Raw genomic sequence first — 24,585 nt, 5'->3', positions numbered from 1 at the left:
GCTACGGCTCCTTGGCCAACACGTTGATGGTGTGGAACTTCGGATCGCTCGCGCCGTGCAGTTTGCCTCCGCCGTCGGCGATCTCGCGCAGATAGGTGATGATGTCCGCGTCGATGCGCTCGCCGGGCAGCAGCGCCGGGATACCGGGCGGATAGCTCGCGATCGACTCGCACGAGATCCGGCCGGCGGCGTTTTCCACCGCGACCTGCTCGGCCTCGCCGAGGAAGGCCTCGCGCGGCGGGATGGCCACCTCGTAGCCCAGCGACGCGGCCGGCGGGACTATCAGCGGCGTGTCGCCCGGCCGGTACAGCCGCTTGACGACCTCTTCGACATCGCCCGCGACCCGCAGCAGGTTGGCTGCCGACTCGCCGAGACCGATCACCAACACGATGGTCGCGTGCAACGGCAGCTCGACATGCACGTCGTAGTTCTGGCGCAACGCGTCGGCGATCTCGTAACCCGTACGGCCCGTGTGTCGCACGTCGAGCACGATGCGCAGCGGGTCGTAGCCCGTCACGCCCATCCGACCGACCATCGACTCGTCGACCAGGTCGATGCCGTCGATGCTCTTGAGCTTCGCGCTGGCCGTCCGGATCGCCACAAGCGTCTCGTTCAGCAACTGCTCGCCGTGCATGACCAGCTGGCGGCGGGCCGCGTCGAGCGAGGCCATCAACAACGACGACGGGCTCGTCGACCGCAGCAGCCGCAGCGCACGCGCGACCGCGCCGATGTCGACGCGCCCACTGTCGGAGATATGCAGCATCGCGGCCTGGGTCAGCGCACCGGCGATCTTGTGGGTGCTGGTCAGCATCGCGTCGGCGCCCTGCGACAGCGCGGTCGGCGGCAGCGCTTCGTGGAAGCCGAAGTGGGGGCCCCACGACTGGTCCACGACCAACGGGACACCCCGGGAATGCGCGACCTCGGCCAGCCCCGCGACGTCGGCGGTCATGCCGAAATAGGTCGGCGACACGATGAAAGCCGCCCTGGCGTCGGGAGCGTTGTCCAGCGCCTGCGCCAGCGCACTCGGGGTCACGCAGTGCGCGACGCCGAGCACGTCGTCGTATTCGGGCGCGACGAAGCTCGGGATACCGCCGGACAGCACCAGGCCGTCGACGATCGAGGCGTGCGAATTACGTTGCGCCACAATCCTGGTGCCCAGCGGCGCGAGCGCAAGGCACAGCGTGTGGTTGCCCTGCGTCGCACCGTTGGTGAGGAAGAACGACCGAGCGGCACCGAACGCCTCCGCAGCGAGCCGCTCGGCCTCGACGTACGGGGTCGGCGTCGGGCCGATGTCCACGCCCCAGAGGCCCAGCGGCACATCGGACGCGAGCGCGTCGATGCCGATCGCCTTGACCAGCGCGGGATCCGCACCGGGACCACCCTTGTGACCGGGCGTGTGGTAGCGGGCCGCGCCGCGGAACGCATACGCGACGACGGCGTCGAGATACGGTGCGTTCGGCTGTTCGGGAGCCGTCATCAGCCACCCACCTCCTCGGCGAATTCCTTTGCGGCAGACCGCGGTACCACGATCACCGGTACCGGGCTGTGCCTGACGATCTTGGTGGCCCGCGACCCGATGAACACCCGGGCGACGGCCCCTGCGTCGCTCGACCCGACCACCAGTACGTCGCCGGCATCCCATTCGACGCTCTCGAACGCCTCGTCCCAGTCCCGGCCGTAGCCGATCACGATCTCGGGGCGCGTTGTCTGCGAAGGATCGTCGGTCGCCAGCTCCTTCTCGGCCGCGGCATAGATTTCCTGCGCGAACTCCGAGAGCACGGTGCCACGTTCGTCGCGGAAACGCTCGGTTTCCGATGGCGACAGGTGCACCGCGAACGACGCGAGCCGAAGTTCGCAGCCGTACTGCGCCGCCAGCACGCGGGCCGACGCCAGCAGCAACGAACTCTGCTCGCCGCCGGTGTAGGCAAGCGTGATGCGTTTGATCTTGCCGCCGACCGCGCGAAAGCCACGCGTGGCCACCGCAACCGGAACATGCGAACTGTGCAACAACCGGTCGGCGACACTGCTCAGCGAGATGTACCCGAACTGGCCCGAGTCCGACGATCCGGTCACGAGCACGCTGACCTCGTGCTGTTGGGCGGCCTCCAACAACCCGGCGGGCGCCGACTTCGCGGGGATGGTGATGAACTCGGCCGTGACGTCGGCGGGCATGTCCTCGCGCGCCTGCGCGATCGCGGCCTCGACGAGTTCGTCGATGTAGGCGCGATAGCCCTGGTCTGCCCGGGAGATGCCGGGCGTCCACGGGGCCGGGATGACCACGCACACCAGCAGGTTCTCGCCGCTGGTCCGGGCCAGCATGCCGGCCAGGCTGAGCACGGCCTTGGCCCTGCGCTTGAGCGGGTAGCCGACGAGGATCGTCATGGCTTCGGCTCCTCTGCTTCCAGCCCCACCCGCTCGTGTCTGCCGAGGTGGGAATGGCTGCGCGCGTAGACGAGGTACCAGAGGATGGCCACGGCGACCCAGATGACGAACACGTACAAGGTGACGACCCGCAGGTTGTAGATGATCCACAGCGCACCCAGCACCGACAGGATCGGGGTGACCGGGTACAGCGGCACCTTGAACGTGCGCTTGAGGTTCGGCTGGCGAACCCGCAGCACGATCACACCGATCGAGACCGTGATGAACGCCATCAGCGTGCCGATGCTCGTCATCTCCGCGAGGAAGTTGATCGGGATGAAACCGGCGAGTATCGCGATGACGGTCGCCACGATGATCGTGTTGGGGATCGGCGTGAGCGTGCGCGGGTTCACGCGGTGGAACACCGGCGGGATCATGCCGTCGCGCGACATCGCGAACAGGATTCGCGTCTGCCCGTAGATCGACACCAGCGTGACGCTGAAGATCGAGATGATGGCGCCCGCCGCGATCACGGTGCCCGGCCACGACGATCCGGTGACGTCCTGCAGGATCTGCGACAACCCGGCTTCCTGGCCCTCGAAGCCGCTCGTCGGCTGCGCCGCGACCGCGACGAGTGCGACCACCACGTACATGACGGTGACCGTGATCAGCGAGATCATGATCGCGAGCGGCAGATTGCGGTGCGGATTCTTGGCTTCCTCACCCGCCGCGGCGACGCCGTCGAGCCCGACGAACGTGAAGAAGATGAGTCCCGTGGCCGTGACGACGCCGCCGACACCGGTGGGGTTGAAGGGCGTCAGGTTGGCCGAGTCGAAGCCCTGCACGCCGATCGCGATGAACATGCCGAGCACGGCGAGTTTGATCGCCACCATGACGGCGTTGGTCTTGGCCGATTCGCTGACACCGCGGATCAGCAGGATGGCGCACATCAGGATCAGCAGGATCGCGGGCACATTGCAGATGCCGCCCTCTTCGGGTGCGTTCGACAGCGCCTCGGGCAGCTGGAATCCGAACACGTTGCCGAGGAACTGGTTCACGTACTGCGACCAGCCGACCGCTGTGGCGGCGCCGGCCACGCCCCATTCCAGGAGCAGGCACGCGCCGACGATCACCGCGACGAGTTCGCCGAGCGTCGTGTAGGCGTAGGAGTAGGACGAACCCGACACCGGCACTGCGCCTGCGAGTTCGGCATAGCAGACCGCGGTGAGCCCCGCGACAATGGCAGCCAGGACGAACGACCAGATCACGGCCGGTCCGGCGAGGGGCACCGCCTCACTGAGAATGAAGAAGATGCCGGTGCCGATGGTGCCGCCGATGCCGATGGCCGACAGGCTCCACAGCCCCATGGTGCGTTTGAGCTCGCTGTTGCCGGTGTCCGCACCCGTTTCGGCGTTCATCTCGCCGACCGGTTTACGGCGCAGGGCATGCTCGGTGAACGATGCCACGACTCCTCCTCAGTAGACCCCGTTGTCTCACTAGCTGGTGGGGCCCTAGCACAAGCGGCGAGTGTCCCGGCGGTCACGCTACGACTGCGCGGGTTCTGGGGAGGGCGTTGTGCAACAGTGGTGCGATATTGTCGGCCGCGATACCCGATTCGGCGGTCAGGATTGCGCGCCGAGCGCGGCGTGGGTCACCGCTTCCGACGCCTCGGCCAGCGCCATCCGGTCGACGTTGAACAGGTCGGCGATGGCGTCGAGGATCATCGACTCCATCAACGGCGTGGTCATCTCGTAGAGGCCGAGCAGGTTCTGGATGGCCAGTCCATCGGTCAGGGCCACGATCCGGGTCACGGCGTCGTCCACGTTTCCGTTCGAGGTGAGCACGCCGCGTTCGATGCCGTCGTTGACGCACTCGGTGAACAGCGTCCGCCACAGGTTCATGATCCGGTGAATGTGCTTGCGCAGCTCCCGGTTTCGCGCGCTGACGGCATAGAACTCGACCCACAGACCCCAGGCCAGTGCGAAGTCGTCGTCGGTCACGATGAATCGGGCCAGGGCGGCGATGCGCACCAGCGGCTGATCGACCAGGGCGGCCCAGCGGCGCCAACCGTCGCGGCTCGCCTCGGCCGCGGCCCGGAAGGTCTCCAGCACCAGCCGGTCCTTGGTCCGGAAGTAGTGCTGGATCAGGCCGACCGAGACACCGGCCTCCTCGGCCACATCGGCCAAGCGGGTCGAATCCACCCCGTTGGTCACGATCACCCGCGCCGTGGCGGCGATGATGGCGGCCCGACGGGCATCCATGTGTTCGGGGTTCGAGGCCCGAAATCGGCTGCCTGTGGCCGCTTGCCGCCCAGCCGTGACCGATCCCGGGGACCGAAACACTTCCGACATGCGACAACGCTATAATATGTTCAAATTATTAACAAGAGGTGACCGTTTGGGTCCGGTCTCGCCGGCGCTGCCCGGCACGGCACCGGCAGCCCGAAACCTAAAGTGGCACGGAATTATTGAACGATAAAGCGCCCCCTCGGTCCCCGACATTGCCAAACTCGTCAGGCCCGGCGAATACTCCGGGCCCCCGTGGATGGGAGGGCCGGTGAGCTCCACCGAACCGATCGATCAGGACCGTGCGCCATACGCCGACGCGATGCGCGCCTACGGCGAGGGCCCGTGGATCCGGGTGCACGTGCCCGGCCACATGGGCGACCCGAAGCGTCATCCGCTGCTCGCGGAATGGTTCGGCGACCGGGTGCTCGAACTCGACGTACCGCCGCTGATCGAAGGCGTCGACATCACGCCGGACCCAACGCCTATCACCCAGGCCCAGGCATTGGCAGCACACGCCTGGGGCGCCGCCCGGACGTGGTTTCTCACCAACGGCGGATCGCAGGCCAACCACCTCGCGGTGATGTGCGCGCGCCAGCTCGGCGAGACGCTCGTGGTCCAGCGCAGCGTGCACTCCAGCGTGGTCGACGCGCTCGTGCTGGCGGGCCTGCACTCGGCATTCGTCCATCCGTCGGTCGACGACCACCTCGGCATAGCGCACGGTGTGACGGCCGCCGACCTGTCCGCTGCGCTCGACGCCAACCCCGACGCCGCGGCCGCGCATCTCATCACGCCGAGCTACTTCGGCTCGGTCAGCGACGTGGCGGCGCTGGCCGAGGTCGCCCACGACCACGGCGTGCCGCTCATCGTCGACGAAGCCTGGGGCGCACACTTCGGCTTCCATCCCGCGCTACCCGCCAACGCCCTTTCCAAGGGCGCCGACCTGGTGTGCTCGAGCACGCACAAACTGGGCGGCAGCCTCACCCAGTCGGCGATGCTGCACCTGGGCGCCGGGCCGTTCGCCAAGCAGCTCGAGCCCATGGTTGTTCGCGGCCTGCACACCGTGCAGTCGACGTCGACCAGCGGCATCCTGCTCGCGTCGCTAGACCTGGCCCGCAGGCAACTGGCGACGGGGCAAGCCGGGATCGGCGAATCGGTGGTCGTCGCCGACGAGATCCGGGCGCGGATCCGCGCCAGGGGCCGGTTCCGCATCGCAAGCGACGACTTCCTGGAGTTCCCCGACGTGGTCGCGGTCGACCCCCTGCGCGTGGCCATCGACACGTCGGCAGGCGGGATCAGTGGCGTCCGGGCCAGCAAGCTGCTGATCAACGAGCACAAGATCCACGTCGAGGTGGCGACCGGCGCCGCGATCGTGATGGTGATCGGCGCCGGGTCCGCACCCGACGTGGACCGGATCGTCGACGCCCTGCACGCGCTGCCCGAGGAGGGCGACTCGACGGGCGCCGAACACACCGCATTGAAGGTGCCGCCGCCCGGCGAGAGCCGCATGACGGTGCGCCAGGCGTTCTTCTCGCCCGTCGAGGTCGTCGGCGTCGAAGCGGCCGTCGGCCGGGTCAGCGCCGACACGCTCGCGGCCTATCCGCCCGGCATCCCGAACGTGCTGCCCGGCGAGGTGATCACCGCCGAACTCGTCGACTTCTTCCGCGGTACCACGGCACACGGCGGTTACGTCCGCGGCGCCGTCGACCGCGCGGTCACCGGCTTCCGCGTGGTCTCCGACCAGCACTCCGATCAGATCTGGAAGGAATCATGACCGACGTCATCTTTCGCAACGCGGTCGTCCACACGGTCGACCCGGACCGACCTGCCGCGGCGGCCGTGGCCGTCACCGGTGACCGCATCACCGCCGTCGGCGACGACGCCACCGTCACTGCCCTGGCCGGCCCCGGCACCGAAGTCGTCGACCTCGGCGGCCGGCTGCTGCTGCCGGGCTTCGTCGACGCCCACAACCACCTGCGGCTCGGCTCGGACGTGGCGAGCGCGCAGCTCGCCGGGGCGGCAACCCTCGACGAGGTCTACCGCCGGCTGACCGATTGGATCGCGGCCAATCCGGATGCCTCGTGGATCGAGGGCGAAAGCCTGGACTACAGCGCGTTCCCCACGGGCCAGATGCCCACGGCCGCCGACCTCGACGCCATCACCGGGGACAAGCCGGCGTTCGTGCTGACCTACGACGTCCACACGGCGTGGCTCAACACGGCCGCCCTGCGGTTCCTCGGCATCACGCGCGATCACACCGAGTTGCCGTTCGGCACTGCGAAACTGGATCCGCAGACCGGTGAACCCACCGGGTTCCTGACCAACTTCGCGGTCAAGGGACTGGCCCGCGACGGCCAGCGCGCGATGGCCGAGTTCCTGCCGTGGGCGTCGGAGGACCGGCGCTACGGACGGCTGCTGTCGAGCCTCGACATGGCCATCGCGAACGGGTTGACCACGGTCGTCGAACCACAGAACTCGCTGGACGACATCGGCCTGTTCACCCGGGCCCGCAACGAGGGCCGGCTGAAGTCGCGGGTGATCGCCGGGCTTTTCCATCCGCGCGGCACCCCGGCCTCAGACCTGGCCGACTTCGCCGCCGCGATCAAGCAGTATCAGGACGACCAGTTCCGGCTCGGGCCGCTCAAGCTCTACATCGACGACGTCGTCGAGCCGCACACCGCCGCACTGCTCGAGCCGTACTACAACGAGCCCGGCAACCGCGGCGCGACGTACTACGAGCCTGCCGAATTCGCAGAGATCCTCACGCGCCTGGACGCCGCGGGCTTCCAGGCCTTCGTCCACGCGACAGGCGATCGCGGCATCCGCACCGTGCTGGACGGGGTCGCGGCCGCGCGCGCCGCCAACGGGGCGCGCGACGCCCGGCACCAGATCGTGCACGTCGAATGCCTGCACCCCGACGACGTGGCGCGATTCGCCGAACTGGGCGTGGTCGCCTGCATGCAGCCTCGGCACGGCGCGCCCGACGTGGCCGGCCCCGGCAAGGACTGGGCCGAGGCCATCGGGCCGGAACGCTCGGAGCACGCGTGGGCGTTCCGCAGCCTGCAGCAGGCCGGCGCGGTGCTGGCCTTCTCAAGCGACTGGACCGTCGCCGAGATGGACCCGCTGTCCCACCTGTACACCGCCGTCACGCGGCGCGGCCGCGGTGACACCCCGGCGTGGGTGCCCGAACAGGGCATCACGCTGCACGAGGCCGTGTACGCCTACACCATGGGCAGCGCCTACGCGAACTTCTGCGAGGACAACCGAGGGTCGATCACACCGGGCAAGTACGCCGACTTCGCGGTGGTCTCCGACAACATCTTCGCGGGCCCACCCGAGGCGATCCGGGACGCCGCGATCGACATGACGATCGTGGGCGGCCAGATCGTCTACAACCGAACCTCGGCAGCATGACCATGCGCAGCGGCGGCCAGGCCCTGGTCGACGCGCTCGTCGCGCACGGCGTCGACACGGTGTTCGGCATCCCCGGCACCCACAACCTCGCGGCGTTCGCCGCGCTGGCGGCGTCGCCGATCAGGACCGTGCTCACGCGCCACGAACAGGGCGCGGGTTACGCGGCCGACGGCTACGCGCGCGTCGCGGGGCGCCCGGGGGTGTGCCTGACCACGACCGGTCCGGCGATCCTCAACGCTCTGGCCGCCGCGGCCCAGGCGTGGTCGGATTCGGTTCCGGTGCTGTTCATCTCGCCCGGCATGTCGACCGGGCATCCGGGACGCGGCAACGGGCTGCTGCACGAGGTGAAAGACCAGCATGCCGCGGTGGAAGCCGTGGTCGCCTACAGCCACCGGGTCGGCTCCGTCGCCGAGATCCCGCTGGCAGTCACCTACGCGTTCTCGGCAATGACCACGGGCCGGCCGCGCCCGGTGCACATCGAGATCCCGCTCGACCTGCTCGACGCCGAGGCAGAGGTGCACATCGTCGCACCCGTCGCGCCGCGCCCCGTCGAGCCGGACACCGCGGCCCTGGCCGATGCCGCTGCCCGCCTCGCGGTGGCGGCCGAACCGGTGCTGATCGTCGGCGGCGGCGCGAAAGGCGCTGCCACCCAAGTCCGTACCGTGGCCGAACACCTGGACGCACCGGTGCTGATGACGGCCAACGGCAAGGGCGTGCTCGACGAGGCCCACCCGCTGGCCGTCGGCTCGGGCGTGCACCATCCGGCGGCCCGGGCGCTGCTCGTGTCCGCCGACGCAGTGCTGGCGATCGGCACCGAGCTGGCCCCGTCGGACTTCTGGTACGGCCCGGTCGACCTGGGCGACAAGCTGATACGCGTCGACGTCGACGCCGCCGCGATGGTCACCAACGCAGATCCGGCGGTCCGGTTGCTCGGTGACGCCTCCGCGACCCTGGCATTGCTCGCCGGCGCGCTGCCCGCGATCGCGGCCGGTACCTCGCGCGCGGTACCTCGCGCGCGGCCCAGGCTCGCGAGCGGCTGCGCGCCGACGCTGCCGCCGAGGGCGGGCCATGGCTCGACATCATGGCGGCGTTGGCGCCCACCATCGACGTGCGCACGGTCGTCGCGGCCGACAGCAACATGGCGTCGTATTACGGTGCGCTGTCCAACCTTCCGGTACACCGGCCGGCCGGATTCCTCTACCCCACCGGCGTCGGCACCCTGGGCTACGGGCTGCCCGCGGCGCTCGGCGCGGCCCTGGCCGAAACAGACTCGCGGGTCATGGCGCTCATGGGTGACGGCGGCATCATGTTCACCATGCCGGAGCTGGCCGCCGCCGCACAGCAGGGTGTGGCGTTGCCGGTCGTCGTGGTGGACAACGGCGGCTACGGCGAGATCCGCAACGAGATGGACGACCGCGGCGAGCCCTTGACGGCCGTCGCGCTCGGTGGCGTCGATTTCCCGGGCCTAGCGCGGGCGATGGGCTGCCACGGCGTGACCATCACCGAGGTTTCGGAGTTGACCGGCGCCGTCGAGACCGCCTTCGCGGCCGACCGGCCCACCCTGATCCACGTGCGCGAGCACAGCCGGGCCAGCCAGTAGGGGGTCTAATTGGCGCCGAATTCGACGTAAATGTCGTACTTTTCGGGCGGGAACGACATTTACGTCGAACTCGACGAGCACTACAGGATCGGGAACCGCTCGTCGATCAACGCCAATCGCTGCGCGGCCACCGCGAGCGCGGCCTCGCGTGGCGTCACGGCGTTGGCTTCGGCGTAGTCGAACATGTTGTGGCTCAATGCCCGGATGCGGTCACTGATCTTGGCGAACGACTGCTGCGGGCTGCCATCTATGTCGCCGAAGAACACCCACCACCACCACGCGTTGGTCGCGGAATTGGCGACGAAGTCCGGCGACACCGTCACGCCGCGGGCGGCCAGCGTCGCCTCGGCGTCCGGCAGCACGGGCATGTTGGCGGCCTCGACGATGAGCTTGGCCTGCACGTCGGCCTGGTTCGAGCTGTCGATGCAGTAGGACATCGCGGCGGGCACCAAAACATCCGCCGGGATCGCCAGCCACTGGTTGGCCGGCAACTGCGCGTCACCTTCGCGCAACTGGTTGCGGTCCATGCCGCCCGCGGCGTCGCGCGTGAGCAGCAGCCGCTCGACGTCGAGCCCGTCCGGGTTTGCCACCACGCCGTGCACGTCGACGATGCCGACGATCTTCACGCCGGCCCGCGCCAGGTAGCGGGCCGTCGCGCCGCCCATCGACCCGAAACCCTGAACCACCGCACGGGTATCGGCGGCGGGCATGCCGAGCCGCTCCATCGCGGCCAGCCCGGCCTGGGCCACGCCGTAGCCGCCGACCAGTTCATCGAGCTTGACGCCGTCGACCACCGCACTGAACGCGGTTTTCATCCGGGCGTCGGCACCCGCCCGGTCTTCGATCACCTGGTACGCAGCCTGCACCGAACTGTCCAGGCCGATCTCCGCGATGCCGCGGTCGACAGCATCCTGGCGGACCCCGAAATCCTCCCCCATGGTCCAGCGCTGCTCGATCAGCGGCTTCATGGCCGCCAGGTAGCGGAACAGCACCTGCTCGGCGTCGGCGCTGTACGGGTCGAAGTCGATGCCGCCCTTGGCGCCGCCGAGCGGGACGTAGCGCGCGCCCTCCTCGTAGTGCATGGCTTCCTTGAGCGTCATGCCCTGCGCCAGACCACGGACCTCGGCCAGGGTGCAGCCCGCACGCATGCGCAGGCCGCCGCTGCTGATACCGCGGACCAGCCGGTCGATCACCAGATAGCCCTTGGCGTCGGTGACCGGATCGGTCCAGGTGACCTCGAAGTACGAGTCGGCCATGGGTCAACCCTGCCCTTCCGTCGTGAACACACCCCCAGTGTGTGCGAAAACGGTTAATTCGTAAGTGATTTGGCCAAGTTCGCGATGAGGGCGCGTAATAGTACCGGCCTACGTGTCCGGATGCCGTTCCGATGAAAAACCCCGCTACCTGTGTCGACAGGCGCGGGGCTCATGGCGGTGGCGGAGGGATTTGAACCCTCGGTGGGGGGTTACCCCACACACGCTTTCGAGGCGTGCTCCTTAGGCCGCTCGGACACGCCACCGTGTGGCAGCTTACCGAAAGTACGCCGCTGACCCTAATCGCGTGGGCAGCCTCACCGCTGACGCGCGAAGAACTCTTCCAGCAGGCTCGCGCACTCGTCGGCCAGCACCCCGCCGACCACCTCGGGCCGGTGGTTGAGCCGGCGATCCCGCACGACGTCCCACAGCGAGCCCACCGCGCCGGTCTTGGGTTCCCACGCGCCGAACACCACGCGCGCGACCCGGGCCAGCACCAACGCCCCCGCGCACATCGTGCAGGGCTCGACCGTCACCGCGAGCGTGGTGCCCTCCAGCCGCCAGCCATCCCCCAGGCGGACAGCGGCCTCACGCATCGCGATGATCTCGGCATGTCCGGCGGGGTCGCCGGTGGCTTCGCGGACATTGGCGGCACGGGCCAGTTCGGTGCCGTCGGCCGCGAACACCACGGCGCCGATCGGCACGTCACGGGGCCCGGCAGTGCGGGCGGCGTCCAGCGCGACGCGGATCAGGGCCTCGTCGGACGGGCTCACCGATTGAGTCGGTCGAGCACCGCGGCAAGCTCCTCGGCGAAACCCATCTCGCGCGCGATCCGGCCGAGCTGCTCGTCGGCGTACAGGTCGGTCTCGTCGAGGATGACGCTGAGCACCGCATCGGGCAGCCCGACATCGGACAGCAGCCCGAGGTCGCCCTCCTCGAACGGGTCGGCATCGTCGAGGTCGTCGGGGCCGATGTCGGCGTCGAGTTTCTCCAGCACCTCGGCCGCGATGTCGTAGTCGAGCGCGGCGGTGGCATCCGAGAGCAGCAGCCGGGTACCCGCGGGTGCCGGACGGACGATGACGAAGAACTCGTCGTCGACGTCGAGCAGGCCGAACACCGCCCCGGCGCTGCGCAGCTCACGCAATTCGGTCTCGGCGGCCGACAAACTGTTCAACGCCGCGGCACGCATGGGCGTGCAGCGCCACTTGCCGTCCTCTCGGACGACCGCCACGCCGAAACCATCTGGCAGGTCCGCCGGCGCACGCTGTGCTCCCATGTGCGCCTACGGTAGTCGCCGACCAGCGATTTTGACCAGCCATCACCCTCGGCTGCCCGCACGGAAGTGTGCCAACCTTAGACCGTGACAAACACACCCGTGTGCGTATTGGGCCTGGGGCTGATCGGCGGTTCGGTGGTGCGAGCCGCTGCCGCGGCCGGGCGCGAGGTATTCGGCTACAACCGTTCGGTGGAGGCGGTCGCGGCCGCGAAGTTCGACGGATTCGATGCCACCGCAAACCTCGACGAGGCGCTGCAGCGGGCTGCCGACAGCAACGCGCTGATCGTGCTCGCGGTGCCGATGCCTGCGTTGCCGATCATGCTCGAGCATGTCCGCGGCATCGCGGCGGAGTGCCCGCTCACCGATGTGATCAGTGTCAAAGGCGCTGTGCTGCAAGAGGTCCAGAAGTTCGGGCTGCTGGACAACTTCGTCGGAAGCCACCCGATGGCAGGCACCGCGCACTCCGGCTGGGCCGCGGGCAACGCGGGCCTGTTCATCGGTGCGCCGTGGGTGGTCAGTGTCGACGACCACGTCGACGCGCACGTGTGGGCAGAGGTCACGCGGCTGGCGCTGGACTGCCGCGCGGTGGTGGTGCCGGCCCGCTCCGACGAGCACGACGCGGCCGCCGCGGCCATCTCCCACCTGCCGCACCTGTTCGCCGAAACACTCGCGGTGATCGCGGGTGAGGTTCCGTTGGCGTTCGCGCTCGCGGCCGGCTCGTTCCGGGACGGCACCCGAGTCGCCGCGACGGCGCCCGACCTGGTGCGGGCCATGTGCGAGGCGAACTCCGCGCAGCTGCTGCCTGCCCTCGACCACGGCATCGACCTGCTCACCCGCGCCAGGGACACCCTGCGGGCCAGCGGATCGGTGGCCGAGCTGGTCGAGACGGGGCATGCCGCGCGGATGCGCTACGACAGCTTCAGCAGGCCGGAGATCATCACCACAGTCGTCGGCACCGACAACTGGCGCGCGGAACTGGCTGCCGCCGGACGGGCCGGCGGGGTGATCAGATCCGCTCTGCCAGTCCTGGGTAGTCGAGAATGAAGCCGTCGGAGTCGATGGTGATGGTGGTGTCGGCGACAGGCGACTGCAGCTTCACGCCGTCAGGCGCGCTGCTGTAGCTGATGTTGGCCGCCTCGACCGTCAACTCCGGCAACCGCACGTAGACCACCGGCACCGTGACCGAGTCGGACTTCTCGTACAACCCGAGCCGCCGGATGGGCAACGCGTTGAACAGCGGGCTGAAGATCACGTCGACGTCGAGGGCACCCTCGAAGTCCGACCGCTTGGTCTGGGTGTGGTCTTGGACCAGCCACATGTTCTCTTCATCGCGAGCGATGGAGAGTTGACGTTCCCGCTCGGCCAGGGTGACCGTGAGCGAGAGCCGTTTGGTTGCTCCGAGCTCGTCGGTGACCAGGTCGTACGACGCCGAGAACGCCGGATGGGATGCCGTGGCGGCGGCCACTATCCGGCCGTAGGCCTTGATGCGGTTGCCCGAGAGCTGCACCCGTACCGATTCCATGCGCGGCACGTCGTGGGCTCGCCAGGTCAATACGGCAGGCCAGGCAGATTCCTGGTCGACGGACTGCTCGTCGGTGCGCGCCTCTTCACTCACCCTTCTACCGTATGCGACGGACCGCCACCTTCGTAGCCGAGTCCGGAACTCCCGCGAGATGTTGCCGACGACCGCGATTCCAGTGCGACCTCGTCGCCGAGCAACGGTTGCGGCAGCGGAGTACGGCCGGATCTGCGGGCCCGGAGCCTGCCGCTGCCGGGCACCGACAGCCACACCGCGAACGCCAGCGCGGCGTCGAGGATGAGCGCGAGCGCGGTCACCATCAGCGCGCCGACCAACGCGATGTGGAACTGCCGGATCTTGATCCCGTCGATCAGATAACGCCCGAGGCCGCCGAGGCTCGCATACGCGGCCACGGTCGCGGTCGCGACGATCTGCAGGGTCGCCGTGCGCAAACCGCCCAGGATCAACGGCATCGCGTTGGGCACCTCGACCCGCAGCAGCACACGGGATTCGGTCATGCCCATCGAGCGGGCCGCGTCGACCACAGCCCGGTCGACGTTGGCGATGCCCGAGTACGTGCCCGCCAGCAGCGGCGGGATCCCGAGCAGCATCAGGGCCACGGTCGGCGGTACCAGGCCGAGCCCCCACAGCAGCACCCCGAGCAGCAGCACGCCCAGCGTCGGCAGGGCGCGCAGTGCGTTGACTCCCGTGACGACGAGGAACGTACCCCGACCGGTGTGTCCGATCAGCAGCCCGATCGGCACTGCGACCAGGACCGAGAACACGACCGCCACGACGGTGTACTGCAGATGTTCGAGAATGCGCGCGGTCAGCCCTGCCGGGCCTGACCAGTTGGCCGCGGTAAAGATGAAGTCCAGTGCCTGCTGCAGGAAGTTCATGCGGCCGCCTTGACCAGACGACGCCCGGGCTGTCGTGTCCACGGCGTCGCGGCTTTGCCCGCCAGCATGATCAGCGTGTCGACCACGACGGCCAGCACGAAGATCGCGATGATGCCCGCGATGATCTGATCGCTCTTGTTGGACTGATATCCCTCGGTGAACCAGGTGCCCAGACCGCCGATGCCGATCACCGAGCCCACCGAGACCATCGAGATGTTGGTCACCGCGACCACCCGCAAACCCGCGACCAGCACCGGGATCGAAAGGGGCAGTTCAACTTTCAGCATCCGCACCAGCGGCCGGTAGCCGACCGCGGTGGCCGCGTCGAGTACCTGTTCGGGCACCGCGTCGAGCGCCTCGGGCACCGCGCGGACCAGCAGCGCGGTGGTGTAGAGCGTCAACGCCACGATGACGTTGGCCTCGTCGAGGATGCGGGTCGGGATGATCAGCGGCAATACCACGAACAGCGCGAGCGAGGGGATGGTGAAGATGATGCTCGCGGTCACGGTGGTCAACCTGCGCAGCGTTGTGGTGCGCTGGACGAACGCCCCCAGTGGCACCGCGATCAACAACCCCAGCACGATCGGTACGAGCGAAAGGCGCAGGTGCACAAGCGTCAGCGCCCACAGATCGTCGAGATGGGTGAGCAGATAACGCACGCTAGTCCCCCAATTCGGGGATGTGCCGCTGAGTCTCGAGCGCGGCCAGCACGTCGGTGGCCCTGACCCCGCCGATGACCTGTTCGTCGTCGTCGACAGCGACCCCGAGGCCCGACGGCGACGACAGCGCGGCGTCGAGCGCGAGCCGCAGCGTGCCGTCCGGACGGAACAGCGAACCGCCCGCGATCGTGCTGTCGTAGAGCGACTTTCCGTTGCGGTGCACCTGAACGCCCTCGGCGTTGATCCAGCCGTACGGCGTGCCGTCTGGCCTGGTGATCAGCACCCAGTCGTCAGGCCCGAGGTCGAGCGCATCGATCTCGGGTTCGGCGGCCCGGCGAACGTCGTGCAGCGGCAACCCCGTCGCGTGGAAGAACTGCAGCCCGCGGTAACCGCGGTCGGTGCCGACGAATCCCGCGACGAGATCGTTGGCCGGGTTGGAGAGCAGCCGCGCCGGCTCGTCGTACTGCTGCAGCACACCGCCGCGGCCGAACACCGCGACCTTGTCACCGAGCTTGAGCGCCTCGTCGATGTCGTGTGTGACGAACACGATGGTCTTGCGCAGTTCGCTTTGCAGCCGCAGGATTTCGGTCTGCAGATCGTCGCGCACCACCGGGTCGACGGCACTGAACGGTTCGTCCATCAGGAGGATCGGCGGATCGGCTGCCAGTGCGCGCGCCACCCCGACGCGTTGCTGCTGCCCGCCGGACAGCTGCGCCGGGTAGCGGTCGGCGAGTTTCGGGTCGAGGCCGACGCGCTCCATGACACCGATCGCGGCCTTGCGCGCGCTGCGCCGGGATTCACCGCGCAACACCGGCACGGTCGCGACGTTGTCGATCACCCGCAGGTGCGGCATGAGGCCGGCACTCTGGATGACATAGCCGATACCGAGCCGCAGCTTGACGGGATCGACCTTGGTGACGTCGTCGCCGTTGACGGTGAGCGTGCCCGACGTCGGCTCGATCATCCGGTTGATCATCCGCATGGACGTGGTCTTGCCGCAACCGGAGGGCCCGACGAAAACCGTCAAGGTGCCTTGCGGCACCGCGAGATTCAGGTTGTCGACCGCGACTGTTCCGTCGGGGTACCGCTTGGTGACCTCTTCGAACGTAATCATCTCTGCCCCTGTGTCATCCGACCGGCTTGTCGAAACCGTTGTCGGTCACCCACTTCCGCGCCGCCTCATCGGGGTCGACGCCTGCGTTGCCCTCGACGGCGGCGTTGAGCGCGATCAGTGCCTCGGTGGTGAGTTTGGCCGAAACCGCGTCCAGCACGGTCTTCAGTTGATTCGACATCTTCTGGGACGCCACCAGCGGAACGACATTGGCCGCAAGGAATACGTTCTTGGGGTCTTCGAGGACCACCAGGTGGTGCTGCTCGATCGCGGGCGACGTGCTGAAGATGTTGGCGGCGGTGATGGTGCCGTTGTTCAGGGCCTGCACGGTGGCCGGGCCGCCGCCGTCGCTGATCGCGACGAAATTGGCGGGTGCGATGTCCAGACCGTACTTGTTCTTGAGCCCGACGAGCCCGGTCTGGCGGTTCTGAAACTCCGACGGCGCGCCGACTTTCACCTCGGCCGAGTGCTTCGCGAGATCCTCGATGCTCTTGAGATTCCACTTCTGCGCAGTCGCCGCTGAGACCGCCAGGGTGTCCTTGTCCTCCGCGGGCGACGGATACAGGATGGACAGATCCCCCGGCAGCGCCTTGAGCAGCGCGATCAGCACCGCGTCCGACGTCGTCGCGGTGGTGTCCTTGTCGAAGTACTGCAGCAGGTTCCCGGTGTATTCGGGAATCAGGTCGATCGAGTGGTCCTGCACCGCGGGCACGTAGGTTTCCCGGCTGCCGATGCCGAACTGCCGCTTGATCTCAAAGTCGTTGGCCTCCAAGGCTTGTGCATAGATCTCGGCGATGATCTTGGATTCCGGGAAATCGGCCGAGCCGACGGTGATGGACTTCAGGTCACCGGAGATGGGGCCGCCGCCCAGTGGATTCGAACTCCCGCAGCCGGTGACGATTGCGAGCACGAATACGAGCACGGCCAGGGTTCTGTGCGGCATGCGCAGTCCTTTCGGCGGGCGATCAGCCGGATCGCGGCCCTTCTCGACCCTAACGGCACACCCGACATGCCGCCGCGCTTTGCCTCACGGTGGTTTGCTTTGCCGCCGATCCGGGCAAAGATGTCAACATGACCAGCGATCAGCCGGCCCCCCACTTGCCGGAGCCAACGCCGGGCACGACCCCACCGGAGTTGATCCCGGAGGCGCAGACACCACCCGAGGTGGGCAAGCCGGACAAGAAGACGCCGGACAAGGGCAAGCCCCCTGTCGACCAGTCCTCCAAGTTCACCCGCGCCGGAGCGCTGTGGTCGGCGCTCATCATGGGTTTCCTGGTGTTGATCGTGCTGCTGATCTTCATCGCCCAGAACACCGAACCGGTGCCGCTGGCCTTCCTGGGCTGGCGCTGGTCCCTGCCGACGGGCGTGGCGATCCTCGGTGCCGCGGTGGCCGGCGGACTGCTCACGGTCGCGGCAGGCACCGCCCGGATCTTCCAGCTGCGCCGGACCGCGAAGAAGAACCTGAAGGCCGCGCTGCGCGGCTGAGGTTCAGGACAGCGCCTTCAGACCCGACGCGATGGCCGGCGCCACGGCAGCGCCGACGCTCGAGCTGCCCTCGGCCGCCGAGCCCTGCCGGTGCCGGAAGTCGATGCCCGCGGCGATGATGGCCGCCTTGAAATAGGCCAGTGCCATGTAGAAGTCCCAGTGCGCGAGCTCCTGGCCGGACTGCACCGCATACCGGTTGGCCAGCTCGTCGGCCGACGGCATGAGCGGTGAACTCCACGCGGCTTCCATGCTCAGGATCAGGTTGAACATCGGGTCGCGGTACACGCACATCAGCGCGGCGTCGCTGAGCGGGTCGCCCAGCGTCGACAGCTCCCAGTCCAGCACCGCGAGCACCTTGGTCGGATCCTGCGCGTCGAGGATCGTGTTGTCGATGCGGTAGTCACCGTGCACGATCGAGTTGCGGCTCTGCGCGGGAACCGCCTCGGCCAGCGCCTGGTGCAGGCGTTTGACGTCGTCGTCGCGGGGATCGTTGGGCAGCCGGACCAGATCCCACTGCGAACCCCACCGCCGCACCTGGCGTTCCAGATACCCTGCGGGCTTGCCGAAGTCGCCGAGGCCCACGGCCTCCGGATCCACCGCGTGCAGGTCCGACAACACCTTGATCAGGGCGTCGACGCTGCTGCTGACCACGCTTTCATCGCCCATCGCCGCGAGCTCTGCCGCGCTGCGGACGACCTGCCCCTCGACGTTCTCGACCATCTGGAACGGCGCGCCCAGCACCGAGTCGTCGTTGCTCATCGTCACGGCCCGCGCGACAGGCACCGGAGTGTCGGCCAGCGCGGCCACGACGCGGTACTCGCGGGCCATGTCGTGCGCCGACGGCGTGAGACCGTGCAGCGGCGGGCGGCGCAGCACCCACTTCGACGCGTCGTCGTACACCCGGAAGGTGAGGTTGGAACGGCCGCCCGAGATCAGTTCGGCGCGCAGCTCACCGGAGCGGGCGATGCCCTCGGCACGCAGATGCCGGTCGAGGGCGGTGAGGTCGAGGCCTTCCAGAGATGTCACGGTCACTGTTTACCACCGTGCTCGTTGCTCTTCGCGCGAGCGCTCATCGGACTATTCCTCGGCAGCAGATCCCACACGTGCTCGGTGCCGTTGACCGACGCGACCGCGAGCTTGCCCGATCGCGACGACAGCACCCGGGTGACCGACGCGTAGTCGACGTGGAACGACAGCAACCGCTCGGTGCCCAGGATCTGGTGCAGCAGCACGTTGATCACGCCGCCGTGGCTGAACACCGCGACCGTCTCGTCGTGATCGCTTGCCGCGACCAGATCCTCGATGGCCGCGCCGATGCGGGCGGAGAACGCGTCCTCGTCGACGCCGCTCGGCAGGTGGCCGCCGGCCAACCGGGCCAGCTCCTCGGGGTTCTCCTTGGCGATGTCCTCGATCGGCACGTAGTGCGACATGTCGCGGTCGTATTCGGCGAGGCGGTCGTCGACGTCGACAGTGAGCCCCAGCTTCTCCGCGAGCGGGCCCGCGGTCTGCACCGCGCGTCGTTGCGGGCTGCTCACCAACCGCGAGACCGGGAAGCGGGCCAGGGCCGCGGGCAGCCGGTTGGCCTGTTCGAGACCGACCTCGGACAGATCGGGATCGGACCCTTGGCCGGGTTCGCTGCGCAACGGCAGCGCATGTCGGACCAGAAGCAATTGCACCGTGACACCATAGGTCGGCAGTGGCACGGCGGCGGAGAGGGCCAGCACATGGGTTATGCCGACACGTTGTTCGACCTCACCGACCGCGTCGTGCTGGTGACCGGCGGCAGCCGGGGCCTGGGCCGCGAGATCGCGATGGGGGCTGCGCAGTGCGGGGCCGATGTGATCATCGCGAGCCGCAACCTGGAATCCTGCGTCGTCACCGCCGAGGAGATCGCCGCGACGACGGGCCGCCACGCGTTCCCCTATCAGGTGCACGTCGGGCGCTGGGATCAGCTCGACGGGCTGGTCGATGCCGCCTACCAGGAGTTCGGCCGGGTCGACGTGCTGGTCAACAACGCAGGCATGTCGCCGCTTTATGAATCGCTCTCGACGGTCACCGAGAAGCTGTTCGACGCGGTGGTCAACCTCAACCTCAAAGGCCCGTTCCGGCTGTCGGCCCTGGTGGGGGAACGCATGGTTGCCGCAGGCGGAGGCGCGATCGTCAACGTCAGCTCGTCGGGTTCGTTGCGGCCCGACCAGCACATGCTGCCCTACGCCGCGGCCAAGGCAGGCCTGAACACGCTGACCGAGGGACTGGCCAAGGCGTTCGGCCCGACCGTACGGGTCAACACTCTGATGGCCGGTCCGTTCCTCACGGATGTCAGCAAAGCGTGGGACATGGCGGGAGACCCGTTCGGCCACCTGGCGTTGCAGCGGGCCGGCAATCCCGCGGAGATCGTCGGCGCCGCACTGTTTTTGATGTCAGATGCGGCGAGCTTCACCACGGGGTCGACCCTGCGCGCCGACGGCGGCCTGCCCTGAACGGGGCACGGTAATGTAGCTGATATAGCTAACTTGTCATGACAACTTGACCCGGAAGGTGATGCGGATGGCGGGGCCCCGTTCACGCCATGAGCACGTCGCGGCCGAATTGCGCCAGCGCATCAGGCGCCGGGACTACGCGATCGGTCAGGCGTTGCCCACCGAGAGCGCGTTGTGCGCGGAGTTCGAGGTGTCCCGCGGGCCGGTGCGGCAGGCACTGGCAACGCTCAAGAACGAAGGGCTGATCCGGGTCTCTCGCGGCAAGCCCGCGGTGGTGCGCAGCCACGACGCCACGCAGACCCTGGACACCTTCACGCCGTTCACGCAGTGGGCCGAACGCGTCGGGCGCACCGCAGGCAACCGCACCATCGAGGTCGCGAGGCGCCGTGCCTCCGAAACCGCCATCGAGGCACTGGGTTTGACGGCCGACGACTTCGTGGTCGAGGTGCTGCGGGTGCGCCTGCTCGACGGTGAGCCGGCAATGCTCGAGCGCAGCACGTTCATCGAGTCCGTGGGTTCTCTGCTGTTCGAGTTCGACACCGATTCCGGCTCGATGACCGACTACCTCGCGAGCCGCGGAGTGTTCTTCGACTCGATGGAACACGTGCTCGACGCCGTCGCGGCCGGCCCGGACGACGCCGAGAACCTCGGGATCGCGCCCGGCAGCCCGCTGCTGCGGGAGCGCCGCATCTCGCGCGATCAACACGGCGTGGTGTTCGAATGCGCCGACGACCGCTATCGGCCGGACATGGTCACCTTCAGCATCGTCAACGCCCGCACCAAGTTTTCCTCCGCCGGCCAGACATGAAGTCGCACTCTCCTATTCGGGAGAGTGCGACTTTGTGCCTGCTCGCGCAGGGGTGGTGAGGCGTCAGTCGGCGGCAGGCATCCGGTTCCAGTGCGGGATGAGCAGCAGCATCGCGAGGAACGCGGCGACGGCGAAACCATAGAACAGCGTCGACGTGCTCAGGTAACCAGGCAGCAGGCCGCCGAGGATCGCCCCGACCGAGCCGCAGCAGTTGATCAGGCCGGCCGCAGTGCCCGCATGCTTGGAGGTACCGAAATCGACTGCGGCGACGCACGAGATCATCGCGTCGGCGCCGTAAACGCTCAGACCGATCAGTCCGAGTACCCCCACCATGATCCATACGTTGCCCGTCGCGGTCAGCGGCGCGAACAGCGCGAGCACGGCCACCAGGATCGCCAGGCTCAGCACACATGCGGGGACGCGGCGGGCCTTGAACACGCGGTCGGAGATCCGGCCCAGCAGGATCGGGGCGATGACGCCCGCGATACCGAACGCCACCGGAACCGTCACGGCCTGGAACTTGTCGCCGTCGGCCAGCCGCTCCGCGACGATGACCGGGCCCCACAGCAGGATCGCGTAGCGGGCGGGCTTGAGAAGGAAGTACGACGCGCCAAGGGTTCTCACCATGCGATCGCGCAGCACCACGGCCAGCGACTCGCGCCACGACGGGGTCGGCTCGGCGACGGCCTCGGCGTCGGGTGAGTCGTCGAGTTCTGCGATGTCTTCCTTGGAATGGAATTCCTCGATCGGCGGCAGCCCGACATCCTCGGGCTTGTTGCGCTGGAACAGCAGCACCAGCACGAACACCCCGACCACGATGGCCGCACCGGTGAAAAACGCGGCACGCCACGAGCCGAAGATGTCATAGGCGAACCAGCCCAGCACGGGCGCGGCCACCAGACCGCCGAAGGCGTAGTTGGTGCTCCACAGCCCGAGCACGCGGCCACGTTCTCCGATCGAGAAGAACTGGGCCATGTTGGCCAGGGTTCCGGACCAGCCGGTGGACTGCGCGAGACCCTGCACGATCATCAGCGGCAGCAGGAACACCAGCGCGGGCAACAGACCCATGAACAGGGTTGCGACGGCCGAGATGGCGAGACCACCGAGGATGACGATGCGGGGCCCGAAGCGGTCGGAGACCTGACCCCACACGAACTGCCCGGCCGCGTACGCCGCGAGGTAGGCGGCATCGAGGTTGGCCAGCGTGCTCTTGGTCAGGGTCGTGCTCAGGATGGGGTCTTCGAGGATGCCGAGCTTGGCGACCGAAAAGGCTTGTCGGGTGAAATAGAAGCCGGCGTAGGCGATCCACGTGACGGCGAAGATCTGGATCCGCCAGCGCTGGTAGCGCGGCACGGTCGTCGGGTCGGTGGACGTCGTGATCATGAGATGCACCTCTGATGGGCTGTGCAGACGGTGTGCTGACGGGCCGGGGCAGATGGCCGAGTGAGTGGCCGAACGTCAGGTTCAGGTTTCTCGGACGAGAACGGGTGGAGAGGCGGTGCGGCGGTCGGGAGGCGGGGCCTGCGACCGACCGCCGCGAGCAGACGGTTTCCGGGCCTACCGCAGGGCCGCCACCAAGGTCGGTAGGTCGGCGACGCTGTCGAGGATGTGCGTGGCTCCGGCTTCGGACAGCTGGGCCCGGTTGTGCGCGCCGGTCAGTACACCGATCGAGGCCCGCGCACCCGCGCGCAGCCCGCTGATGACGTCCGAAGACGTGTCACCGAGCACGATCATCGATCGCACCGAGTCGGTTTCGGTCTGCATGAGCGCCGTCAACGGCATGTCGGGGTAGGGCCTGCCGCGCACGCCCGGCGAGGGGCACAGCACCACGTCGGCGAGACTCTGCCAGCCGAGCGCGTCGATGATGGCCGACTGGGTTTCTTTCGCGAAGCCCGTGGTCAGCGCGGTCTTGATGCCGTTCGAGCGCAAAGATGTAATGACATCTTCGGCCCCGGGGATCGGGCTGCAGTTCCCGTCGGCGACCAGCTGGGCGTAGGTGCGTTCGAATTCCTTGTTGGCGGCCTGGGCTTGCTCCTCGTTGCCCTTGGCGAGGTGGCGGAACACAACGATCTTCGACTGTCCCATGGTGTCGGAGACGTAGCGCAGCATCTCCTCGCGGTCGGCGTCGGTCTTGGACAGGCCCGCATGGTTGTCGGCCGCGAGAAACGACTGCTTCACCAGACCCGTGTCCTCCACGGTGGTTCCGGCCATGTCGAACACGACGAGGCTGATGGCGTCAGTTGTGTTGGTGCTCATTGGTTCATCCCTTCGGAGTAGCTGGTTCAGGCGTGCGCGACGACGCTGTCGCGGGACAGGGCGTTCTCGACGCTGTCGAGGGCGAGGCCCATGCTGGTGGTCATGCCGATGCCGGTGGTGACGGTGACGACGTGGGTGCCCTCGATGGGCTCCTCGATCAGGAATTCCTGCCCCGGCGCCGACGAGTACACGCCCTGCCAGCGCTCACTGACCTCGATCTCCTTGACGCCGAACAGTTTCCGCGCCTCTTCGAGCAGGACCGCGAAACCCTCCTCGGATTGGAACGGCGGTGCGGAGACGTCGCGGTAGTGCGTGTCGCCGATCAGCACCGAACCGTCGGGCTGCGGGGTGTACATCTGGTGCAGGTCGATCGCGACGTAGTCGGGATGGTCGGCCCGCAACCGGTCGGCCACCGCCTGGACACTCGGGAGCCCCTCGAATCCCGAGTACCGCAGCAGCGACCAGCCGGTGAACAGCGGCGCGGGCAGCGCGAAGGCCAGCGGTAGCCGGGCCCGCAGCATGTGCAGCCGGCACCGCAGCAGGCCGTCGCGTTCGGCCAGGCCCGGGAACAGCCGGTCGACGTCGTAGTTGACCGTGACGAACGTCGTGGTAGCCCGAAGCGGGCCGCGCGACGTGTGCACGACTCCGGGCTCGAACCCGGACGCCGCGGTGCGCCAATGGAAGTCGACGCCTTCGCTCGCGAGCCAGCGCGCGATCGACGGGGCGGCCGTGCGCGGGTCGACCTGCAGGTCGTTCGGCAGGTACATGCCGCCGGTGACACCCGCGGGCACCACCGGGATCTGCTCAAGGATCTGCTCGCGGCTCAGCAGCCGCACCTCGCCGTCTTCCCGGGTGGTGACGAATTCCCGCATCACAGCGAGCTCGTCGTCATGGCGCGCCACGCAGAAGGTACCCGCCTCTGCCGACCAGAACCCTGCCTTCCGGGACAGGTCGAGCCAGTGCTGCCGACCGTTGCGGGCGTAGTCGCGCGCAACGCCGGACTGCGCGGTGATGCAGGCGTGGCCGAAGTTCTGGACCGACGCCCCGACTACTCCGTCGGCGTGGTCGACCACCGCGACCGTGAGGCCCCGCTGGTGCGCGTGATAGGCGTGCGCCAGGCCGACGATGCCCGCACCGACCACCACGACGTCGTAGCTGTGATGAATTCCCATGCGGATA

At 68.3% G+C, this 24,585-nt stretch carries 24 protein-coding genes, 1 tRNA gene and 1 pseudogene; 8 read left to right on the top strand and 18 right to left on the bottom strand.

From position 1 onward, the window contains the following. Position 1: 1 nt before the first annotated feature. The 4 genes from G6N67_RS14860 to G6N67_RS14845 all read right to left on the bottom strand — a co-directional run bounded on the left by G6N67_RS14860 (position 2) and on the right by G6N67_RS14845 (position 4,622). A complete protein-coding gene (locus G6N67_RS14860; protein ID WP_036431516.1) occupies positions 2–1,477 on the bottom strand; it encodes an aminotransferase class I/II-fold pyridoxal phosphate-dependent enzyme in 1,476 nt (491 codons plus the stop codon). Further along, entirely contained in the window at positions 1,477–2,382 is a 906-nt protein-coding gene (locus G6N67_RS14855) for a universal stress protein (protein WP_036431515.1), read from the bottom strand. Before G6N67_RS14855 ends, G6N67_RS14860 begins: the two co-directional genes overlap by 1 nt. Continuing rightward, a complete protein-coding gene (locus tag G6N67_RS14850; RefSeq protein ID WP_110798501.1) occupies positions 2,379–3,779 on the bottom strand; it encodes an amino acid permease in 1,401 nt (466 codons plus the stop codon). Before G6N67_RS14850 ends, G6N67_RS14855 begins: the two co-directional genes overlap by 4 nt. 204 nt (positions 3,780–3,983) lie before the next feature. Continuing rightward, a complete protein-coding gene (locus G6N67_RS14845) occupies positions 3,984–4,622 on the bottom strand; it encodes a TetR/AcrR family transcriptional regulator (protein ID WP_051578643.1) in 639 nt (212 codons plus the stop codon). A 295-nt stretch (positions 4,623–4,917) separates the two neighbouring features. On the opposite strand from G6N67_RS14845, the gene G6N67_RS14840 reads away from it, so the two are divergent. The 4 genes and pseudogenes from G6N67_RS14840 (at position 4,918) to G6N67_RS39235 (ending at position 9,660) form a co-directional block, all read left to right on the top strand. Beyond that, positions 4,918–6,420, top strand: a complete 1,503-nt coding sequence (locus G6N67_RS14840; protein WP_197747963.1) for an aminotransferase class I/II-fold pyridoxal phosphate-dependent enzyme — start codon at positions 4,918–4,920, stop codon at positions 6,418–6,420. Continuing rightward, positions 6,417–8,060 (top strand): amidohydrolase, encoded by a 1,644-nt coding sequence (locus tag G6N67_RS14835; protein ID WP_036431509.1) that lies wholly within the window; start codon positions 6,417–6,419, stop codon positions 8,058–8,060. Before G6N67_RS14840 ends, G6N67_RS14835 begins: the two co-directional genes overlap by 4 nt. Then, positions 8,057–8,956, top strand: a pseudogene (locus tag G6N67_RS39240) (thiamine pyrophosphate-binding protein); the annotation flags it as partial. The gene G6N67_RS14835 and the pseudogene G6N67_RS39240, both read left to right, overlap by 4 nt. Before the next feature lie 185 nt (positions 8,957–9,141). Further along, on the top strand, positions 9,142–9,660 hold the full coding sequence (locus G6N67_RS39235; protein WP_083613012.1) for a thiamine pyrophosphate-dependent enzyme: 519 nt from the start codon (positions 9,142–9,144) through the stop codon (positions 9,658–9,660). Between the two features lie 80 nt (positions 9,661–9,740). On the opposite strand, the gene G6N67_RS14825 is transcribed toward G6N67_RS39235, so the two are convergent. From G6N67_RS14825 to G6N67_RS14810, 4 genes are all read right to left on the bottom strand, one after another. Further along, complete coding sequence (locus G6N67_RS14825; protein ID WP_036431507.1) at positions 9,741–10,916, bottom strand: Glu/Leu/Phe/Val dehydrogenase dimerization domain-containing protein; 1,176 nt, start codon at positions 10,914–10,916, stop codon at positions 9,741–9,743. A gap of 172 nt (positions 10,917–11,088) precedes the next feature. Continuing rightward, positions 11,089–11,179, bottom strand: a tRNA-Ser gene (locus tag G6N67_RS14820). A gap of 51 nt (positions 11,180–11,230) precedes the next feature. Further along, positions 11,231–11,686 carry a nucleoside deaminase gene (locus G6N67_RS14815; RefSeq protein WP_036431505.1) on the bottom strand — a complete coding sequence of 152 codons (456 nt, stop codon included), beginning with the start codon at positions 11,684–11,686 and terminating at the stop codon, positions 11,231–11,233. Then, the gene (locus tag G6N67_RS14810) at positions 11,683–12,189 is read right to left on the bottom strand and encodes a tRNA adenosine deaminase-associated protein (RefSeq protein ID WP_036431504.1); all 507 of its coding nucleotides are present in this window, start codon (positions 12,187–12,189) and stop codon (positions 11,683–11,685) included. Before G6N67_RS14810 ends, G6N67_RS14815 begins: the two co-directional genes overlap by 4 nt. Before the next feature lie 99 nt (positions 12,190–12,288). On the opposite strand from G6N67_RS14810, the gene G6N67_RS14805 reads away from it, so the two are divergent. Beyond that, positions 12,289–13,233 carry a prephenate dehydrogenase gene (locus G6N67_RS14805; RefSeq protein ID WP_036431502.1) on the top strand — a complete coding sequence of 315 codons (945 nt, stop codon included), beginning with the start codon at positions 12,289–12,291 and terminating at the stop codon, positions 13,231–13,233. Here G6N67_RS14805 and G6N67_RS14800 read toward each other — a convergent pair. Genes G6N67_RS14800 through G6N67_RS14780 form a run of 5 tightly spaced genes read right to left on the bottom strand, consistent with a single transcriptional unit; the run spans position 13,196 to position 17,320 of the window. Beyond that, positions 13,196–13,804: a putative glycolipid-binding domain-containing protein gene (locus G6N67_RS14800; RefSeq protein WP_036431498.1), complete on the bottom strand. Its 609-nt coding sequence runs from the start codon at positions 13,802–13,804 to the stop codon at positions 13,196–13,198. The genes G6N67_RS14805 and G6N67_RS14800 overlap by 38 nt on opposite strands. After that, positions 13,801–14,607, bottom strand: coding sequence for an ABC transporter permease (locus tag G6N67_RS14795; RefSeq protein WP_036431497.1), 807 nt, complete (start codon positions 14,605–14,607; stop codon positions 13,801–13,803). Before G6N67_RS14795 ends, G6N67_RS14800 begins: the two co-directional genes overlap by 4 nt. Beyond that, complete coding sequence (locus G6N67_RS14790) at positions 14,604–15,266, bottom strand: ABC transporter permease (RefSeq protein WP_036431493.1); 663 nt, start codon at positions 15,264–15,266, stop codon at positions 14,604–14,606. Before G6N67_RS14790 ends, G6N67_RS14795 begins: the two co-directional genes overlap by 4 nt. A gap of 1 nt (position 15,267) precedes the next feature. Then, positions 15,268–16,380, bottom strand: a complete 1,113-nt coding sequence (locus G6N67_RS14785; RefSeq protein ID WP_036431492.1) for an ABC transporter ATP-binding protein — start codon at positions 16,378–16,380, stop codon at positions 15,268–15,270. A gap of 13 nt (positions 16,381–16,393) precedes the next feature. After that, positions 16,394–17,320 (bottom strand): ABC transporter substrate-binding protein, encoded by a 927-nt coding sequence (locus G6N67_RS14780; RefSeq protein WP_036431491.1) that lies wholly within the window; start codon positions 17,318–17,320, stop codon positions 16,394–16,396. Between the two features lie 128 nt (positions 17,321–17,448). Between G6N67_RS14780 and G6N67_RS14775 the strand changes: the two genes are divergently transcribed. After that, positions 17,449–17,862 (top strand): LapA family protein, encoded by a 414-nt coding sequence (locus tag G6N67_RS14775; protein WP_036431490.1) that lies wholly within the window; start codon positions 17,449–17,451, stop codon positions 17,860–17,862. A 3-nt stretch (positions 17,863–17,865) separates the two neighbouring features. Here the strand turns inward: G6N67_RS14775 and G6N67_RS14770 are convergent, their stop codons facing one another. Next, positions 17,866–18,888, bottom strand: coding sequence for a phosphotransferase family protein (locus tag G6N67_RS14770; protein ID WP_110798391.1), 1,023 nt, complete (start codon positions 18,886–18,888; stop codon positions 17,866–17,868). A 2-nt stretch (positions 18,889–18,890) separates the two neighbouring features. Continuing rightward, complete coding sequence (locus G6N67_RS14765) at positions 18,891–19,538, bottom strand: histidine phosphatase family protein (protein ID WP_051578903.1); 648 nt, start codon at positions 19,536–19,538, stop codon at positions 18,891–18,893. Between the two features lie 48 nt (positions 19,539–19,586). Between G6N67_RS14765 and G6N67_RS14760 the strand changes: the two genes are divergently transcribed. Beyond that, positions 19,587–20,342, top strand: coding sequence for an SDR family NAD(P)-dependent oxidoreductase (locus tag G6N67_RS14760; RefSeq protein WP_036431487.1), 756 nt, complete (start codon positions 19,587–19,589; stop codon positions 20,340–20,342). A gap of 67 nt (positions 20,343–20,409) precedes the next feature. Next, positions 20,410–21,150, top strand: coding sequence for a GntR family transcriptional regulator (locus tag G6N67_RS14755; protein WP_036435220.1), 741 nt, complete (start codon positions 20,410–20,412; stop codon positions 21,148–21,150). 63 nt (positions 21,151–21,213) lie between these two features. Here G6N67_RS14755 and G6N67_RS14750 read toward each other — a convergent pair whose 3' ends face one another. The 3 genes from G6N67_RS14750 to G6N67_RS14740 form a co-directional block, all read right to left on the bottom strand. After that, positions 21,214–22,533, bottom strand: a complete 1,320-nt coding sequence (locus G6N67_RS14750; RefSeq protein WP_036431485.1) for an MFS transporter — start codon at positions 22,531–22,533, stop codon at positions 21,214–21,216. Between the two features lie 174 nt (positions 22,534–22,707). Then, positions 22,708–23,406 carry a phosphonatase-like hydrolase gene (locus G6N67_RS14745; RefSeq protein WP_036431484.1) on the bottom strand — a complete coding sequence of 233 codons (699 nt, stop codon included), beginning with the start codon at positions 23,404–23,406 and terminating at the stop codon, positions 22,708–22,710. A 26-nt stretch (positions 23,407–23,432) separates the two neighbouring features. Continuing rightward, positions 23,433–24,578, bottom strand: a complete 1,146-nt coding sequence (locus G6N67_RS14740) for a TIGR03364 family FAD-dependent oxidoreductase (protein WP_036431483.1) — start codon at positions 24,576–24,578, stop codon at positions 23,433–23,435. Positions 24,579–24,585: the final 7 nt, after the last annotated feature.

Origin of the sequence: Mycolicibacterium mageritense, from assembly GCF_010727475.1 — a bacterium.
GTDB classification, from domain to species: domain Bacteria; phylum Actinomycetota; class Actinomycetes; order Mycobacteriales; family Mycobacteriaceae; genus Mycobacterium; species Mycobacterium mageritense.
This window is presented reverse-complemented; position numbering and strand designations above follow the sequence as displayed.

Bases quoted from the DNA above. Each gene is read 5' to 3' on its own strand.
- G6N67_RS14755 (WP_036435220.1), top strand. From the start codon at position 20,410: ATGGCGGGGCCCCGTTCACGCCATGAGCACGTCGCGGCCGAATTGCGC.
- G6N67_RS14760 (WP_036431487.1), top strand. From the start codon at position 19,587: ATGGGTTATGCCGACACGTTGTTCGACCTCACCGACCGCGTCGTGCTG.
- G6N67_RS14745 (WP_036431484.1), bottom strand. From the start codon at position 23,406: ATGAGCACCAACACAACTGACGCCATCAGCCTCGTCGTGTTCGACATG.
- G6N67_RS14860 (WP_036431516.1), bottom strand. From the start codon at position 1,477: ATGACGGCTCCCGAACAGCCGAACGCACCGTATCTCGACGCCGTCGTC.
- G6N67_RS14810 (WP_036431504.1), bottom strand. From the start codon at position 12,189: ATGGGAGCACAGCGTGCGCCGGCGGACCTGCCAGATGGTTTCGGCGTG.
- G6N67_RS39235 (WP_083613012.1), top strand. From the start codon at position 9,142: ATGGCGGCGTTGGCGCCCACCATCGACGTGCGCACGGTCGTCGCGGCC.
- G6N67_RS14835 (WP_036431509.1), top strand. From the start codon at position 6,417: ATGACCGACGTCATCTTTCGCAACGCGGTCGTCCACACGGTCGACCCG.
- G6N67_RS14750 (WP_036431485.1), bottom strand. From the start codon at position 22,533: ATGATCACGACGTCCACCGACCCGACGACCGTGCCGCGCTACCAGCGC.
- G6N67_RS14850 (WP_110798501.1), bottom strand. From the start codon at position 3,779: ATGAACGCCGAAACGGGTGCGGACACCGGCAACAGCGAGCTCAAACGC.
- G6N67_RS14825 (WP_036431507.1), bottom strand. From the start codon at position 10,916: ATGGCCGACTCGTACTTCGAGGTCACCTGGACCGATCCGGTCACCGAC.
- G6N67_RS14795 (WP_036431497.1), bottom strand. From the start codon at position 14,607: ATGAACTTCCTGCAGCAGGCACTGGACTTCATCTTTACCGCGGCCAAC.
- G6N67_RS14780 (WP_036431491.1), bottom strand. From the start codon at position 17,320: ATGCCGCACAGAACCCTGGCCGTGCTCGTATTCGTGCTCGCAATCGTC.
- G6N67_RS14740 (WP_036431483.1), bottom strand. From the start codon at position 24,578: ATGGGAATTCATCACAGCTACGACGTCGTGGTGGTCGGTGCGGGCATC.
- G6N67_RS14775 (WP_036431490.1), top strand. From the start codon at position 17,449: ATGACCAGCGATCAGCCGGCCCCCCACTTGCCGGAGCCAACGCCGGGC.
- G6N67_RS14845 (WP_051578643.1), bottom strand. From the start codon at position 4,622: ATGGATGCCCGTCGGGCCGCCATCATCGCCGCCACGGCGCGGGTGATC.
- G6N67_RS14785 (WP_036431492.1), bottom strand. From the start codon at position 16,380: ATGATTACGTTCGAAGAGGTCACCAAGCGGTACCCCGACGGAACAGTC.
- G6N67_RS14855 (WP_036431515.1), bottom strand. From the start codon at position 2,382: ATGACGATCCTCGTCGGCTACCCGCTCAAGCGCAGGGCCAAGGCCGTG.